We start from the raw sequence: 14,909 nt of genomic DNA, 5'->3' as shown, positions 1-14,909 counted from the left end.
ACATTGTGCTCAGGGTTCAACCCTGAGCACAATGGTGGTGCCTAGGGCACAATCGTCTCGCGCCCTAGGCGTGAACGGCTGTCAGGCAGGTGCGGCGGACCAGGTCGGGTACTTCGCCTCGAGGTCGTCACCGCTCGACGTGCCGCGGAGGCGACGACCGACCCACGGACCGAGGAACTCACGAGTCCACCGCAGATTCTCGGCTGCGCCCGCCGGGATGGAGTCGGGGAGCGGTAACGGCTCCAGGTCGTGGGCGACGCCGAGCGCGTCGAGGACCGCGATCGCCATCCGCTGATGTCCCTGGGACGACATGTGGAGGCGATCCGACGCCCACATGCGCATGTCGTCGAAATCGCGGATCCGCCAGTAGTCGACGAGCACCAGGCCGTGACGGTCGGCGATCCGGCGGGTGATCTCGGCCATGATCGCGAAGCGGCCCCGCAGCGGCCGGAAGAACTTCGACGCCCCGGGATCGTGCGGGGTGAAGATGACGACTGTCGCGCCGGTCGCGACGAGCCTGCCGACTGCCTCGTCGTAGACCTCGCCGAGCGCGTCGAGATCGACGCCCGGCCGCAGCATGTCGTTGCCACCCGCGTGGATGGTGACAAGGTTCGGATTCAACGAGACTGCGGTGTCGACCTGCTCGTCGACGATCGGCACCAGTTTGCGTCCGCGAATCGCGAGATTCGCGTACCGGGTGTCCGGGTCGACGGCCGTCAGCGCGCCAGCGACGCGGTCCGCCCACCCGCGGACGCCGTTGGGGAGCGCCGGGTCGGGATCGCCGACCCCTTCCGTGAACGAGTCGCCGAGTGCGACGTATCGAGTGAAATTCACTCGCCTGAGTTTACCGGCCGTGCCGAGGGCGAGATGACCAGGCCGACCAGCCACAGTCCGGGCGCGTGACCGGCGATAAGATCACCGTATGAGCACCGACGACCTCGCGCGCCTGCAGCGCTGGGAAGACGCGGGCGCGGTCTGGGAGGTGGCCGCCCTCCGGCCGGATTCGGCGACCATCTCGTTACTGCGCTGCGACGCGGGCGAAGAGGTCGACCGATTCGTCACCAGTGATCCACGAGTTCTGGCGTTGTGCCGTGAGCGGTGGTGAACGCCTCCGCCGCTGAGCGCAGCTCACGCTGGGTGTTCCACATCGACATGGACGCGTTCTTCGCGTCCGTCGAACAACTCACCCGACCTACTCTGGCCGGTCGGCCCGTCGTGGTCGGCGGGTCCGGCGGACGCGGTGTGGTCGCAGGCGCGAGCTACGAGTCTCGGGTGTACGGGGCCCGATCGGCGATGCCGATGCACGAGGCGCGCCGACTCATCGGGCCGGCCGCCGTCGTCGTGCCGCCGCGCGGATCCGTCTATCGAGTGGTGAGCGGCCGCGTGTTCGAGATCGTTCGCCGCTTCACGCCCGTCATCGAGACGTTGTCGTTCGACGAGGCATTCGGCGAACCACCGGAACTCGCCGGTGCGAGCGCGGCGCAAGCGGAAGAGTTCGCGACGGCGATGCGCGCCGCGATCCGGGACGAGACCGGGCTCGCAGCCTCCGTCGGACTCGGCTCGGGCAAACAGATCGCCAAGATCGCATCCGGGGTGGCGAAGCCCGACGGGCTGCGCGCGATCCTCCCGAGCACGGAACTGGAGTTCCTACACGGGCTTCCGGTCCGCAAACTGTGGGGGATCGGCCCCGTCTCCGGCGAGCGGCTCGGACGCCTGGGCGTGGAGACGATCGGCGACTTCGCCGCGCTGTCGGAGACCGAGGTGGCCTCGGTGCTCGGAGCGACCGTCGGACCCGCACTGCACCGCCTCGCGCACGGTATCGACCACCGCCCGGTCGCCGAGCGCGCCGACGCCAAACAGATCAGCGCCGAGAGCACGTTCGCCACCGACATCATCGATCTCACCGGGGTGCGAGCGGCCGTATCGTCTGCCGCCTCGCACGCGCACCGCAGACTCCTCGACGACGGTCGCGGCGCCCGTACCGTCGTCGTCAAACACCGACTCAGCGACATGTCGATACTGACCCGGTCGTCGACTCTGGCGACCGCGACCACCGACCTGGGTGCCCTCACCGCCGCCGCCTACCGGGTGATGCTCGATCCACTCGACATCGGGCCGGTCCGGCTCGTCGGTGTCGGTTACTCGGGCCTCGACGACGTCCGTCAGGACTCGCTGTTTCCCGAACTCGACGCCGCCCCCGACGAGGACGACGAGAGTTCACCCGCCCCGACCAGCGTCCAGATCCCGCGCGGGCCCGCTGCGGTGGACGACTGGCCCACCGGCACGGACGTCGCGCACCCCGAGCACGGGCACGGCTGGGTGCAGGGCGGCGGACACGGATTCGTCACCGTCCGCTTCGAGACGCGTGCGACCGGGCCGGGCCGTACTCGGAACTTCCGCCTGCCCGAACCCCTCCTGACACGCGCGGATCCGCTCGACAGCCTGGACTGGGATCTGTGACGACGGGCCGCGGGTCACCGGGCAGGGAGCCTCACCGGTCGCCTAACGCGGTGACGATGCGGTGAAGAAGGCTTCGATCGCGTTCCGATCGGCGCCGGTCGACAGCAGCGCGATGAGTGCTACGCGTGCCTGCGGCGCGCGCAGCCACGGCGAGAAGATCGCGCCCGCGCGGATCAGGTCGACGCCGCCGCCTCCGCCGCCGTAGGTCGGTTCGACGGCGCCGTACGGCACGCGAGTCGAGACGACCACCGGGACGTTCCGCTGCACCGCGAGGTTCACCTGTGCGGTGATGTCCGGATGGGTGTTGCCGGACCCCGTGGCGGACAGAACGATTCCTGCGGCCCGCTGTTCGACCGCGGAGGCGATGGTGCCGGGGGACACGCCTGGGTAGAGCGCGAGGAGGTCGACCCGTGCCGGACGTGTGGGCACCGACTCCGCGACGATCGGGCGGGGCAACTCGGCATGCACGGTGTCGAAAGCACGCAGAGCGGTCGTCGACGTCTTGAACACGCCACGAGCGGCGAGGACGGTGCCGCCGAGGGCGACTAGCGCTCCGCGCCCCCGAGCCGAGGGGTCAGCCGCCAGCGCGACCGCGGCGGCGATGTTCGCTGGACCGTCCGGGCTCGGGTGGTCGGCGGGACGTTGTGCTCCGGTGAACACCACCGGTCGGGGGTCGTCGCCGAACAGATCGGCGAGGAACGCCGTCTCTTCCAAGGTGTCGGTGCCGTGCGTGACGACGACGCCGTCCACCGCCGGGTCGGACAACTCCGCGGCGATGGCCCGGACGATGTCGAACTGCTCGCGCACAGTCAGCGACGACGAGTCGACTGCCATCAACTCGCGCGGACGAACGACGACGTCAGCGGCCGTGTCGGGCAGCAGATCCTGCGCAGACAGCACGGGGACCGCCCCGTCGTCGGTGGTGCGTGAGGCGGCTGTGCCGCCGGTGGTGATCATCACAACCTGGCGTGGGCTCATGGCCCGATTCTTGCACTTGTCGCGGCGCGATGCCCCCTGGTCGACGGCGGCGCGCGGGACGGGTGTGACGAACGGTGCGTCAGGTGCCCGGATGCGCAGCCGCGCGACCTTTTGGCATAGTGGGGTGGGCTCGGGGGCCAGACCAAGGTCCCGCGCAGAACCAGACGTGAGGATTATCCGTGAAGATTCGCAATTTCGTGACCGGTGCCATCGTGGCCGCCGCGGTCGCTGCAACCGCTGCGTGTGGTTCTGACGACGGCGGCTCGGACCTGCCTCCGGTGCCCACCGCAGGTTCGTCGACGAGCGCCGCATCAGGCAGCACGTCGTCGGCCGACGGCGGTATGACCGATCCGAACAAGGTGCCCAGCATCAAGGCCCTCAACGAGATGCTCGAGACGGCGCTCGACCCGAAGGTCGACGCGTCCGAGAAGACCGAGCTCGTCGAAGGGTCCGAGGCGGACCCGAAGCTGTTCGACCAGTTGGTCAAGGCCGCGAAGGACAACCCGGACGTCACCTACAAGATCAAGCCGCCGGTGACCAAGAACGGCCCGAAGAAGGCCAAGGTCAAGGTCGAGGTCAAGGTTCCGGGCAACCCGGCGCAGCCGATCGACGCCGCGATCGTCTACGACAACGGTCGGTGGAAGCTGTCCAAGTCGACGGTGTGCCCGCTGTTGTCGGCCAACGACGTCGACAGCGTGCTGTGCGCCGACGACTCGCCGTCGAGCAGCGCCAAGGCGTCGAAGAAGAAGTCGAGCTAGAGGCGACCACGTTCGCAGAGGGCCCCTCACCACACGGTGAGGGGCCCTCTGCCCGTCACGGCGTCTCCCCGCGGGTCACGACTTCCAGCCCACCGTGTACTCGTTCTGCTGCAACAGCGGAGCAGCGTTCGCGTCACCGACCAGTTCACGCGCCCCCTTGGTCGTGATCGACCCTGCGACGGGGAGGATGCGCGAGAGATCGACGGTGATGTCGCCGGTGCCCGCCATCGAGTATCGGTTGATCGCCAACGTTTGAGCCGACCCCGGGATCCGGAACACCGAGTCGACCGGCACCTCGTCGACGGCGACCGCCAGTTTCACCGTGTCGCCCGTGCGTTCGGTGAGCGTGACGGTCGTCGTCCGCTTGATCGTGGCCGCCGACGAGACGGTCCGCACCGACTGCCAGCGGGCACCGACGCCGACCGGCTCGGCAGGGAGGGGCACCGACTGGTCGAGGGCCCCCGAGAACGACTGCTCGAGGGCGCTGCGTGCGGGCGACCCGGACTCCTCGTTCGGGAACAGTCGCAGCGAGCGCACACTCAACCCGTCGGCGACGGTCACCCCGCCGGCCGAACCGGCGATCGCATCGAGCTCGGGTGTTAGCTCGGCGTCCTTACTCGTCGGCGTGCCGATGGTGAACTCGAGATTCGACGGGTCGTCGCAGACGACCCGCGCGGTGATCGGTGTGCTCAACTCCTGCTGGGTCCGCTGGATCGACGCCGCGTTGTCGTCACCCGGAGTGATCGACGCCTCCGTCGAATCGGTCGTCAACGTCACCGTCTGCGGGCTGGCCGCGTCGGGCCTCGGTGTCAGGACCGCGCGATCACCGGCCCCGGCGTCGAGCACCTGGACCTCGGCGGGCGCGATGGGGATCGGGCGAACACCCTCGCTGCCCACACTCGACGACGGCGCACACGGCCCGGAGTCGGCGGTGCCTGCGTCGTCGGACGAGCATCCGCTCAGGGCGACGGCGACGCCCACGGGCAGTACCGCCAATGCGGCGACGACACGTCTCTTCGACGACGGCTGGTGCGGGTTCGCGACGGACGCGATCGGCGTGACACTCACCGCTCCGAGAGTAGTGACCGCGCACGAGCGACGGGTCAGCGAGGGCAGCGTCGGTGTGACGAACCTCGATCGTGGACAATCGTGGAATGAGTGAAACCGAGACCGGGGACGGCGGCACCCGGCCCGCCGGGCGGAGCACGGCCCGGACAGTCGCGCTGCTGGCCCTCGTGGCGGTGATCGCCTACGTGCTGGACCTGGTGACTAAGACACTGGCCGTCGCCCGGCTCGACCCGTGGAATCCGACACACGTGATTGGCGACTTCGTCACGTTCAAACTGATCCGCAACAGCGGAGCCGCGTTCTCGATGGCGACCGGATACACGTGGGTGCTGACGTTCGTCGCACTGGCTGTGGTCATCGGGATCATCCGATACAGCCGACGACTCGTCTCGACGGGCTGGGTGATCGGTCTCGGACTGGTGCTGGGCGGCGCGATCGGCAACCTGACCGACCGCATCTTCCGCGCGCCGGGTCCGCTGCGCGGTCACGTCGTCGATTTCATCCAGGTCGGCGACTGGTGGCCGACGTTCAACGTCGCCGACTCGGCGGTCGTCTGCGGCGCCGTGCTGCTGGTGGTCCTCACCCTCCTCGGTTACGACTACGACGGCACCCGGTCCGGCTGGGCGGCCCGCAAGAGTCCGGCAGAGACAATTGACGCGACCCGCGCCGGGACAATTGACGCGACCCGCGCCGGGACAACTGACGCGACCCGCGGCGGGACCGCCGACGACAAGGATGGCGACGATGCGTGACTCACGAGCGATGCCAGTGCCCGATGGGCTCCACGGCATGCGCACGGACGCCGGAGTCGCTCGGCTCCTCGGGCTGTCGCGGACGGTGTCGGCGGGGCTCGCCGACGCAGGCGACATCACGGTCGACGGCGTTGCCGTCGACAAGGCCCACAAACTCGTCGCCGACACCTGGTTGGACGTCACCCTGCCCGAACCGGAGCGGCCGTTGACGGTCGAGCCGACGCCAGTCGAAGATCTCGACGTGATCTACCACGACTCCGACATCGTCGTGGTGAACAAGCCGCCGGGCGTCGCCGCGCACCCGTCGCAAGGCTGGACGGGGCCGACCGTTATCGGCGCGCTCGCGGCCGCGGGCTTCCGGATCTCGACGTCCGGCGCGCAGGAACGCCAAGGCATCGTCCATCGACTCGACGTTGGCACGTCGGGAGTGATGGTCGTGGCGGCGTCCGAGAACGCGTATACGGTCCTCAAGCGAGCATTCAAGTATCGGACCGTCGAGAAGGTCTACCACGCGATCGTCCAAGGCCATCTGGATCCACCGGTCGGCACCATCGAGGCGCCGATCGGCCGACACCCCGGCTCGGACTGGCGGTTCGCGGTCACCTCGAACGGCAAGCCGTCGACGACCCACTACGAGACGCTCGAGATGTTCGCGTCGGCATCACTGCTGGACGTGCACTTGGAGACCGGGCGAACCCACCAGATTCGTGTGCACTTCTCGGCGCTGCATCACCCGTGCGCGGGCGATCCGACGTACGGGGCGGACCCGACGCTCGCGGCGCGGCTCGGTCTTGAACGGCAATGGCTGCATGCGCGTTCGCTCGCGTTCGCGCATCCCGCCGACGGGCGCCGCGTCCAGTTCACTACCGAGTACCCGGACGATCTGCAGCACGCGCTCGAGGTGCTGCGCGACGTGTAGGCGTGCCGGGCCGAGACTGTCGTACGCGACGCATACAGTAGAACCGTTCCATCGAATTTCAATGCGGGGAGTCGCCAGCGTGTCCGGGTCGTTCGTTCATCTGCATAATCACACCGAGTTCTCGATGCTCGACGGGGCGGCGAAGATGTCTCCGTTGTTCGCCGAGGCGAAGCGGTTGGAGATGCCTGCGATCGGAATGACCGATCACGGAAATATGTACGGGTCGTCGGATTTCTACAACACGGCGAGCAAGTTCGACATCAAGCCGATCATCGGGATCGAGGCGTACATTGCGCCGGAATCGCGGTTCAACACCAAGCGTGTGCTGTGGGGCAGTCGAGATCAGAAGTCCGACGACGTGTCGGGTTCGGGTGCGTACACGCATATGACGATGGTCGCCGAGAACGCGACGGGCTTGCGGAATCTGTTCAAGCTGTCGTCGATGGCGTCGATCGAAGGACAGTTGGGCAAGTGGGCGCGGATGGACGCCGAGATCATCGCCGAGCACGCCGAGGGGATCATCGCCACGACAGGGTGTCCGTCAGGCGAGGTGCAGACGCGGTTGCGTCTGGGGCATGAGGACGAGGCGTTGGCTGCCGCGGCCAAGTGGCAGGACATCTTCGGTAAGGACAACTTCTACCTGGAGTTGATGGAGCACGGACTGGAGATCGAACAGCGCGTCCGGTCGGGACTGCTGGACGTGGGCCGCAAGCTCGGGATCAAGCCGTTGGTGACCAACGACTGCCACTACGTGACGCGTGAGCACGCGTCCTCCCATGAGGCGTTGCTATGCATCCAGACCGGTAAGACGTTGTCGGATCCGACGCGGTTCAAGTTCGACGGCGACGGCTACTACCTCAAGTCGGCGCAGCAGATGCGCGAGTTGTGGGACGACGTGGTGCCCGGCGGCTGTGATTCGACGTTGGAGATCGCCGAACGTGTGCAGTCCTACGAGGACGTGTTCACTCACCACGACCGGATGCCGATCTTCCCGGTTCCCGAGGGGTACACGCAGGAGTCGTGGCTCGAACACGAGGTGATGACCGGATTGGATCGGCGGTTCGCCGGCGAAGTGGTGCCGACCGAATACCTCGATCGGGCGAAGTACGAGTTGTCGGTGATCAACCAGATGGGGTTCCCGGCGTACTTCCTGGTGGTCGGCGACCTGATCAGTCACGCGCTTGAGGTCGGTATCCGGGTCGGTCCCGGTCGTGGTTCTGCGGCCGGATCATTGGTGGCGTACGCGATGGGCATCACGAACATCGATCCGATCCCGCACGGTCTGCTGTTCGAGCGATTCTTGAACCCCGAGCGCGTATCGATGCCCGATATCGACATCGACTTCGACGACCGTCGTCGTGGCGAGATGATCACGTACGCCTCGGACAAGTGGGGCCAGGACAAGGTCGCGCAGGTCATCACCTTCGGCACGATCAAGACGAAGGCCGCGATCAAGGACTCGGCGCGTGTGCAATTCGGTCAGCCGGGCTTCTCGATCGCGGACCGGATCACCAAGGCGCTGCCGCCGCCGATCATGGCCAAGGACATCCCGGTGTGGGCGATCACCGATCCCGAGCACGAACGGTATTCCGAGGCGTCGGAGGTGCGGACGCTGATCGAGACTGATCCGGACGTCAAGCGCATCTACGACACCGCTCTCGGGTTGGAGGGACTGGTCCGCAACGCCGGCGTCCACGCATGTGCGGTGATCATGTCGTCGGAGCCTCTCACCGATGCGATCCCGGTGTGGAAGCGGGCCCAAGACGGTGCGATCATCACCGGTTGGGATTATCCCTCCTGTGAGGCCATCGGCCTGCTGAAGATGGACTTCCTCGGGCTGCGGAACTTGACCGTCATCGGCGACGCGATCGAGAACATCAAGACCAACCGAGGGATCGATCTCGACCTCGACACTCTGCCCCTCGAAGACGAGAAGACCTACGAGCTCCTGGCTCGAGGAGACACGCTCGGCGTGTTCCAGCTCGACGGCGCGGCCATGCGAGAACTGCTCAAAATGATGCAGCCGACGGGCTTCGAGGACATCGTCGCGGTCCTGGCGCTGTACCGGCCGGGTCCGATGGGCGTCAACGCGCACACCGACTACGCCAAGCGCAAGAACGGTTTGCAAGACATCAGGCCGATCCACACGGAGCTCGAGGAGCCGCTGAAGGAGATCCTCTCGGAGACGTATGGTCTGATCGTCTACCAGGAGCAGATCATGCAGATCGCCCAGAAGGTCGCAGGCTACTCGCTCGGCCAGGCCGACCTGCTGCGACGAGCCATGGGCAAGAAGAAGAAGGAGATCCTCGACGAGGCCTACGACGGCTTCGCCGACGGCATGCGCGACAACGGCTACTCGCAGGCCGCGATCACCGCCCTGTGGGACACGGTCCTGCCGTTCGCCGGCTACGCGTTCAACAAGTCGCACGCCGCAGGCTACGGACTCGTCTCCTTCTGGACCGCGTACCTCAAAGCCAACTTCCCGGCCGAGTACATGGCAGGCCTGCTCACCTCGGTCGGCGACGACAAGGACAAGGCGGCGATCTATCTCGCGGACTGCCGCAAGATGGGCATCACCGTCCTGCCGCCGGACGTCAACGAGTCGCTGCCCAACTTCGCCGCCGTCGGCGAAGACATCCGCTTCGGACTCGCCGCGATCCGCAACGTCGGCACCGGTGTCGTCTCGTCGATCATCGCGGCCCGCGAAGCGAAGGAGCGCTACGCCGACTTCTCGGACTACCTCGGGAAGATCGACGTTGTCGCCTGTACTAAGAAGGTCACCGAATCGCTCATCAAAGCGGGCGCGTTCGACTCGATGGAACACCCCCGCAAGGGACTCTTCCTCGTGCACGCCGACGCGGTCGACGCGGTGATGAGCACCAAGAAGGCCGAAGCGATGGGCCAGTTCGACCTGTTCGGCGGCGCCGACGTCGAGGATGTCGGCGACGTGTTCGCCGTCAAGATCCCCGACGAGGAATGGGACACCAAGCACAAGCTCGCACTCGAACGCGACATGCTCGGCCTCTATGTATCCGGCCACCCCCTCGCCGGGCTCGAGCACGCGATCTCCGCCCACACCGACACGTCGATCTCGACACTCCTGGAAGGCAGCATCGCCGACGGTGCGCAGATCACGATCGGCGGGATCATCTCGTCGGTCACCCGGCGCGTCAACAAGAAGGGCGAGCCATGGGCGGCCGTCACCATCGAAGACATGGTCGGCGGTGTCGAGGTTTACTTCTTCCCGCGCGCGTTCACCGCGTACGGGATGGATCTCTTGCAGGACAACATCGTTCTGGTGAAGGCGCGGGTCAACAAGCGTGAGGACTCGCTCATGATCAGCGCCAACGATCTCGCCGTTCCCGACCTGACCGAAGTCGGCGCGACTAAGCCGTTGACCTTGACGTTGCCGACCAACCGGTGCACACCCGATCGGGTGAGCGACCTGAAACAGATCCTGATCAGGCATCCGGGGACATCCGACGTCCACGTGACGCTCGTCAGCGACCGAAAGCAGACACAACTGCGACTCACCGACGCGCTCCGAGTCACTCCGTCGTCGGCGCTGATGGGCGATTTGAAGGCGTTGCTCGGACCCGGATGCCTCACCTGAGACGATGCTCGTCCTCAGACCGGATGCGGGTGAGGTCGTCGTCTCGACGACCGTCAAGAAGTCGCGCTTCATCGCGACGGCGGCGTCCATCGAGTCGCCCGGCGACGTCGCATCGCTCATCGAGCGCGTTCCGTCGGCCGGAGCGAACCACGTGTGCTGGGCGTACGTGATCGGTTCCGGTCCGCACCAGACGAGCCGATCGGCCGACGACGGGGAGCCCGCGGGCACGGCAGGCCCACCCATCCTCACCGCACTGCGTCGGCGGGGCGTGGTGAACACTGCGATCGTCGTCGTCCGCCACTTCGGCGGCGTGAAACTCGGTGCGGGCGGCCTGATCCGCGCGTACGGCGGCAGCGCCAGCGCCGTGCTGGACGCGGCTCCCCTCCAGGAGGTGATGCCGTCGTGCGTGGTCCGACTCCGGGTTCGAGTCGACGACGCAGGCCGTGTCGCGACCGACCTGCATTCGATGGCGACGGTGCGGTCCACCGAGTACGGAGCGGACGCCGTCGACTTCGTCGTCGACGTCTCGGCCGACGCACAGGAGCGACTCTGCGATCACATCCGGTCCGTCACGTCCGGCTCGGCGACGATCCTGGACTGACGCGGCCGACTCAGCGCGGAGCACGGGTGGATTCGGGTGGCCGAAACTTTTGATCAGAATGCGCTACACTCGGATCTATGACCACCCACATTCAGAGTGTGCAGCGACCGGTTCCGGTCGTCGACCTCGCGGGCGCGCGGTGGCCGCTCAACAAACTGGCGGCAGTGGGCGTCGGGTTCCTCCTGGTAGTGGGTGTTCTGATGTTCGGCGGCTCGGCCGTCGTCGCCGCATGGACCGCGGCGATCGCGACGGCCGCTGTGTGGTGGGGCGGTTACGCCTGGTATAGCCGACGGTGGGAACATAGTGCGCGTGAGTACGTCGTCGAAAACCGCAGGGCCGAATAGCGCAGGGTCGAAAACCGCAGGGCCGAATAACGCAGAACCGACTGTCGCTGCGAAGAGCATTGACGATCCGGTCCCCGGGCTGAACCGCGGCAGCATCATCGAGGCCGCGGAGCGGCTCGCGGGCGTCATCGTGCGCACCCCTCTGGAGCCGTGTCCGCGACTGAGCGTCGACACCGGCGCGCGGGTCTACCTCAAGCGCGAGGATCTGCAGAGTGTCCGCTCGTACAAGATCCGCGGCGCGTACAACGTGATGGCGCAACTCTCCGACGCCGAACGCGCGGCAGGCGTCGTCGCAGCGAGCGCGGGCAACCACGCCCAGGGAGTCGCGTTCGCGTGCGCGACGATGGGCGTGCAAGGTCGGATCTATGTGCCGACCACGACCCCCAAGCAGAAGCGCGACCGGATCAATTGGCACGGAAAGGGATTCGTCGAGCTGATCGCAGTGGGCGAGACCTACGACGCGGCGGCTTCGGCGGCGCAGGCCGATGTGCTGCGCACCGGAGCCACGTGGATCCATGCGTTCGACGACCCGAGGACTGCCTCCGGGCAGGGCACCATCGGCGAAGAGATCGTCGATCAGCTCGGCGAGGCGCCGGACGTCGTCGTGCTGCCGGTCGGCGGTGCGGGATGCATGGCGGGCATCGTCACCTATCTGCGCGACGTGGTGCCCGACGTGGCGATCGTCGGCGTCGAACCGAGCGGGGCGGCATCGCTCGCCGCCGCACTGGTCAACGGATCGCCGTACACGCTGGATGTGATCGACCCCTTCGTCGACGGCGCGTCCGTCAAACGGATCGGTGGACTCGGGCACGCCGTGATGGCCGCGGCGGGCGCCCGCGTCGTCGCACATCCGGATCTGGCCGGTATCGCGCAGACGCCTGCGGTCCCGGTCGTCGAGCTCGCCGATGTCGAGGTGGCGCCGGGCAGTGTCACGATCATGCACGTCGACGAGGGCGCCGTCTGCTCGACGATGCTGGAGATGTATCAGAACGAGGGGATCATCGCCGAGCCTGCGGGGGCGTTGGCGACGGCCGCGCTGGCGGAGCTGTCGCTGCCCGCGAACGCCCGCGTGGTCTCACTCGTCTCCGGCGGCAACAACGACGTGTCTCGCTACGGAGAGGTGATCGAGCGGTCCCTCGTGCACCGTGGGCTCAAGCACTACTTCTTGGTGAACTTTCCGCAGGAGCCCGGGGCCCTGCGTCGTTTCCTCGATGAGGTCCTCGGGCCGGATGACGACATCACCTTGTTCGAGTACGTCAAGCGAAACAACCGGGACACCGGCGAAGCGCTCGTCGGCATCGAACTCGGCGATCCAACCGGACTGGAGGGCTTGCAGAGCCGGATGTCGCGATCTCGGTTGAACGTCGAGCGCTTGGAACCGGGGTCGCCCGCGTACCGATATTTGACCTGACGCGGTTCAGAATTCAACTGGCGGTGGCCGTCGAACCACCAGCCGTGTGCGGCAGGATGCCTACTGACCTGCGCATACGTGTATCCGCATGTATGCGGCGCGCGACACAGACGGAGTATCTGTGACTCCGTGCACACGAAACCGTCTGCACTGTGTATGCTTCGATCCACGGATTAGCGGACATCGGCGGGAATCCTCGCGGAAGACCGTGGCGGGCGTCGGGGATGATCTTCCCGTCCGGCTGACGGCCTTGGTTTGACGACGCGAAGGTAGGGGAGTGAGCACGGAAACGGTAAGTACGCGAACCGGGCTCGGTACGAGATGGTCGGCGAGCGGTGCGGGCAAGTGGTATCGCGAGCACATCACCAAATCGTTCGAGACGTTCGGCCGCCAGTTGGCGATGTTCGTCGAAGTCTTCAAAGTCTTGATCGTCGACATCGCCAAACGTCGATTCCCCTTCAAAGAGTTCGTCCGCCAATGCGCCTTCATGGCCTCGACGTCGGTGTTTCCGACTCTTCTCGTCGCCATCCCGATCGGTGTCATCGTCTCCATCCAGGTATCGAACATCGCCGGACAGATCGGTGCGACGTCGTTCTCCGGCGCGGCAACCGGCCTCGGCGTGATCCGGCAGGGCGCACCCCTGGTCACCTCGCTGCTGCTGGCCGGAGCCGTCGGATCGGCCATCGCAGCCGACCTCGGTTCGCGCACCATCCGCGACGAGATCGATGCGATGAAGGTCATGGGGGTGAACCCGATCCAACGTCTCATCTCGCCTCGCCTGCTGGCGACCATGCTCGTCGCGTTCCTGCTGTGCGGCTTCGTCTGCTTCGTCGGCTTCATCACCGGTTATGTGTTCAACGTGTACGCGCAGGGCGGCACGCCAGGCAGTTACACGGGGACGTTCGCGTCCTTCGCGAGCACATCGGACCTGATATTCGCCTTGGTGAAAGCGGTGATATTCGGGGCCATCGTGGCCGTCGTCGCCTGCGACCGCGGACTGAATACGAGCGGCGGCCCGGCCGGTGTCGCGAACTCAGTCAATGCGGCGGTCGTCAACTCCGTCCTGCTGCTGTTCACCGTGAACGTGGTGCTCACCCAGGTGTTCGCGCTCGTCGTCCCGGCGAAGGTGGTGTGACATGACAGCGTCTCGATATACCCCGCCCGTTCTGAAACCGCTGGAGTGGGGGCGCAAAGCGCTGGCGGGTCCGCGTGACGGACTCGTCGCAATGGGGCACCTGATCACGTTCCTGGTGCGCTCAATCGCGCTCGCGCCGATCACGTTCCGCCACTACAAGAAGGAAGTCTGGCGGCTGCTGTCCGACGTCGCGTGGGGCAACGGCGCGATCGTCGTCGGCGGCGGCACCGTCGGCGTCATGGTGATCTTGGGCGTGATGGGCGGTGCGACGGTCGGTATCGAGGGTTACACCGCGTTGAACCTGCTCGGCATGTCGCCGCTGACCGGTGGTCTCTCGGCGTTCGCCACTACTCGCGAGATCGCGCCGCTCCTCGCAGCGACGGCGTTCACCGCGCAGTCGGGATGTCGGTTCACCGCGCAGCTCGGTTCGATGCGCATCAGCGAAGAGATCGACGCCCTCGAATCCATTGCGATCCGCCCGCTGCCGTATCTGGTGACCACCCGCATGGCGGCTGCGGTCCTGTCGATCATCCCGCTGTACGCGATCTCGCTCGCCGCGAACTACATCGCCTGCCAGGTGATGTTCCAAGTGCAGAGCGGCGAAGGTTCTGGAACGTACATGCACTATTTCGAATCGTTCATTCTGTCGCGCGACGTCGTCTTCTCGTTCATCAAGGTGATCGTGTTTGTGCTGTTGACGACGTTCATTCAGTGCTACTACGGCTACTTCGCGTCCGGCGGCCCCGAAGGCGTCGGCATCGCAGCGGGCCACGCGATCCGGTTGTCGATCATCACGATCGTGTTCGCGAATCTGATCTTGACGCTCGTGTTCTGGGGTTTGACTGCCGGAATCAGGATATCGGGGTAGGC

Annotated in this window: 14 protein-coding genes; 11 read left to right on the top strand and 3 right to left on the bottom strand. The window is 66.5% G+C overall.

Annotated features, from left to right (window positions below; all coding sequences use genetic code 11):
• Positions 1–81 precede the first annotated feature (81 nt).
• Positions 82–834 carry an SGNH/GDSL hydrolase family protein gene (locus tag L5G33_RS12480; protein WP_236998506.1) on the bottom strand — a complete coding sequence of 251 codons (753 nt, stop codon included), beginning with the start codon at positions 832–834 and terminating at the stop codon, positions 82–84.
• 88 nt (positions 835–922) lie between these two features.
• Between L5G33_RS12480 and L5G33_RS12475 the strand changes: the two genes are divergently transcribed.
• Together L5G33_RS12475 and L5G33_RS12470 are read left to right on the top strand one after the other, a co-directional pair.
• On the top strand, positions 923–1,105 hold the full coding sequence (locus L5G33_RS12475) for a hypothetical protein (protein WP_236998505.1): 183 nt from the start codon (positions 923–925) through the stop codon (positions 1,103–1,105).
• Between the two features lie 47 nt (positions 1,106–1,152).
• On the top strand, positions 1,153–2,460 hold the full coding sequence (locus tag L5G33_RS12470) for a DNA polymerase IV (protein WP_265742899.1): 1,308 nt from the start codon (positions 1,153–1,155) through the stop codon (positions 2,458–2,460).
• 42 nt (positions 2,461–2,502) lie between these two features.
• Here the strand turns inward: L5G33_RS12470 and L5G33_RS12465 are convergent, their stop codons facing one another.
• Positions 2,503–3,438 (bottom strand): asparaginase, encoded by a 936-nt coding sequence (locus tag L5G33_RS12465; protein ID WP_236998503.1) that lies wholly within the window; start codon positions 3,436–3,438, stop codon positions 2,503–2,505.
• A gap of 179 nt (positions 3,439–3,617) precedes the next feature.
• Between L5G33_RS12465 and L5G33_RS12460 the strand changes: the two genes are divergently transcribed.
• Positions 3,618–4,196 carry a WKL family lipoprotein gene (locus L5G33_RS12460; protein ID WP_236998502.1) on the top strand — a complete coding sequence of 193 codons (579 nt, stop codon included), beginning with the start codon at positions 3,618–3,620 and terminating at the stop codon, positions 4,194–4,196.
• A gap of 75 nt (positions 4,197–4,271) precedes the next feature.
• Here the strand turns inward: L5G33_RS12460 and L5G33_RS12455 are convergent, their stop codons facing one another.
• Complete coding sequence (locus L5G33_RS12455; protein ID WP_236998501.1) at positions 4,272–5,264, bottom strand: hypothetical protein; 993 nt, start codon at positions 5,262–5,264, stop codon at positions 4,272–4,274.
• Positions 5,265–5,350: 86 nt separating this feature from the next.
• On the opposite strand from L5G33_RS12455, the gene lspA reads away from it, so the two are divergent.
• The 8 genes from lspA to L5G33_RS12415 all read left to right on the top strand — a co-directional run bounded on the left by lspA (position 5,351) and on the right by L5G33_RS12415 (position 14,907).
• The gene (lspA, locus tag L5G33_RS12450; protein WP_236998500.1) at positions 5,351–6,016 is read left to right on the top strand and encodes a signal peptidase II; all 666 of its coding nucleotides are present in this window, start codon (positions 5,351–5,353) and stop codon (positions 6,014–6,016) included.
• Positions 6,009–6,935, top strand: coding sequence for an RluA family pseudouridine synthase (locus L5G33_RS12445; protein ID WP_236998499.1), 927 nt, complete (start codon positions 6,009–6,011; stop codon positions 6,933–6,935). The genes lspA and L5G33_RS12445 overlap by 8 nt, the downstream gene beginning before the upstream one ends.
• A gap of 79 nt (positions 6,936–7,014) precedes the next feature.
• Positions 7,015–10,548 carry a DNA polymerase III subunit alpha gene (gene dnaE, locus L5G33_RS12440; protein ID WP_236998498.1) on the top strand — a complete coding sequence of 1,178 codons (3,534 nt, stop codon included), beginning with the start codon at positions 7,015–7,017 and terminating at the stop codon, positions 10,546–10,548.
• Between the two features lie 4 nt (positions 10,549–10,552).
• Positions 10,553–11,149, top strand: a complete 597-nt coding sequence (locus L5G33_RS12435) for an IMPACT family protein (protein ID WP_236998497.1) — start codon at positions 10,553–10,555, stop codon at positions 11,147–11,149.
• 77 nt (positions 11,150–11,226) lie between these two features.
• The gene (locus L5G33_RS12430; RefSeq protein WP_236998496.1) at positions 11,227–11,493 is read left to right on the top strand and encodes a hypothetical protein; all 267 of its coding nucleotides are present in this window, start codon (positions 11,227–11,229) and stop codon (positions 11,491–11,493) included.
• A 79-nt stretch (positions 11,494–11,572) separates the two neighbouring features.
• The gene (gene ilvA / locus L5G33_RS12425) at positions 11,573–12,904 is read left to right on the top strand and encodes a threonine ammonia-lyase IlvA (protein ID WP_265742898.1); all 1,332 of its coding nucleotides are present in this window, start codon (positions 11,573–11,575) and stop codon (positions 12,902–12,904) included.
• Between the two features lie 277 nt (positions 12,905–13,181).
• Entirely contained in the window at positions 13,182–14,039 is an 858-nt protein-coding gene (locus L5G33_RS12420; protein WP_372476899.1) for an MlaE family ABC transporter permease, read from the top strand.
• 1 nt (position 14,040) lies between these two features.
• Complete coding sequence (locus tag L5G33_RS12415; RefSeq protein WP_236998495.1) at positions 14,041–14,907, top strand: ABC transporter permease; 867 nt, start codon at positions 14,041–14,043, stop codon at positions 14,905–14,907.
• Positions 14,908–14,909 lie beyond the last annotated feature (2 nt).

This window comes from Gordonia liuliyuniae, assembly GCF_021738805.1.
In the GTDB taxonomy this organism is placed as follows: Bacteria; Actinomycetota; Actinomycetes; order Mycobacteriales; family Mycobacteriaceae; genus Gordonia; species Gordonia liuliyuniae.
This window is presented reverse-complemented; position numbering and strand designations above follow the sequence as displayed.

Coding starts and splice junctions, on each gene's coding strand:
- L5G33_RS12435 (WP_236998497.1), top strand. CDS start 10,553: ATGCTCGTCCTCAGACCGGATGCGGGTGAGGTCGTCGTCTCGACGACC.
- L5G33_RS12465 (WP_236998503.1), bottom strand. CDS start 3,438: ATGAGCCCACGCCAGGTTGTGATGATCACCACCGGCGGCACAGCCGCC.
- L5G33_RS12430 (WP_236998496.1), top strand. CDS start 11,227: ATGACCACCCACATTCAGAGTGTGCAGCGACCGGTTCCGGTCGTCGAC.
- L5G33_RS12415 (WP_236998495.1), top strand. CDS start 14,041: ATGACAGCGTCTCGATATACCCCGCCCGTTCTGAAACCGCTGGAGTGG.
- L5G33_RS12470 (WP_265742899.1), top strand. CDS start 1,153: ATGGACGCGTTCTTCGCGTCCGTCGAACAACTCACCCGACCTACTCTG.
- L5G33_RS12475 (WP_236998505.1), top strand. CDS start 923: ATGAGCACCGACGACCTCGCGCGCCTGCAGCGCTGGGAAGACGCGGGC.
- lspA (WP_236998500.1), top strand. CDS start 5,351: ATGAGTGAAACCGAGACCGGGGACGGCGGCACCCGGCCCGCCGGGCGG.
- L5G33_RS12445 (WP_236998499.1), top strand. CDS start 6,009: ATGCGTGACTCACGAGCGATGCCAGTGCCCGATGGGCTCCACGGCATG.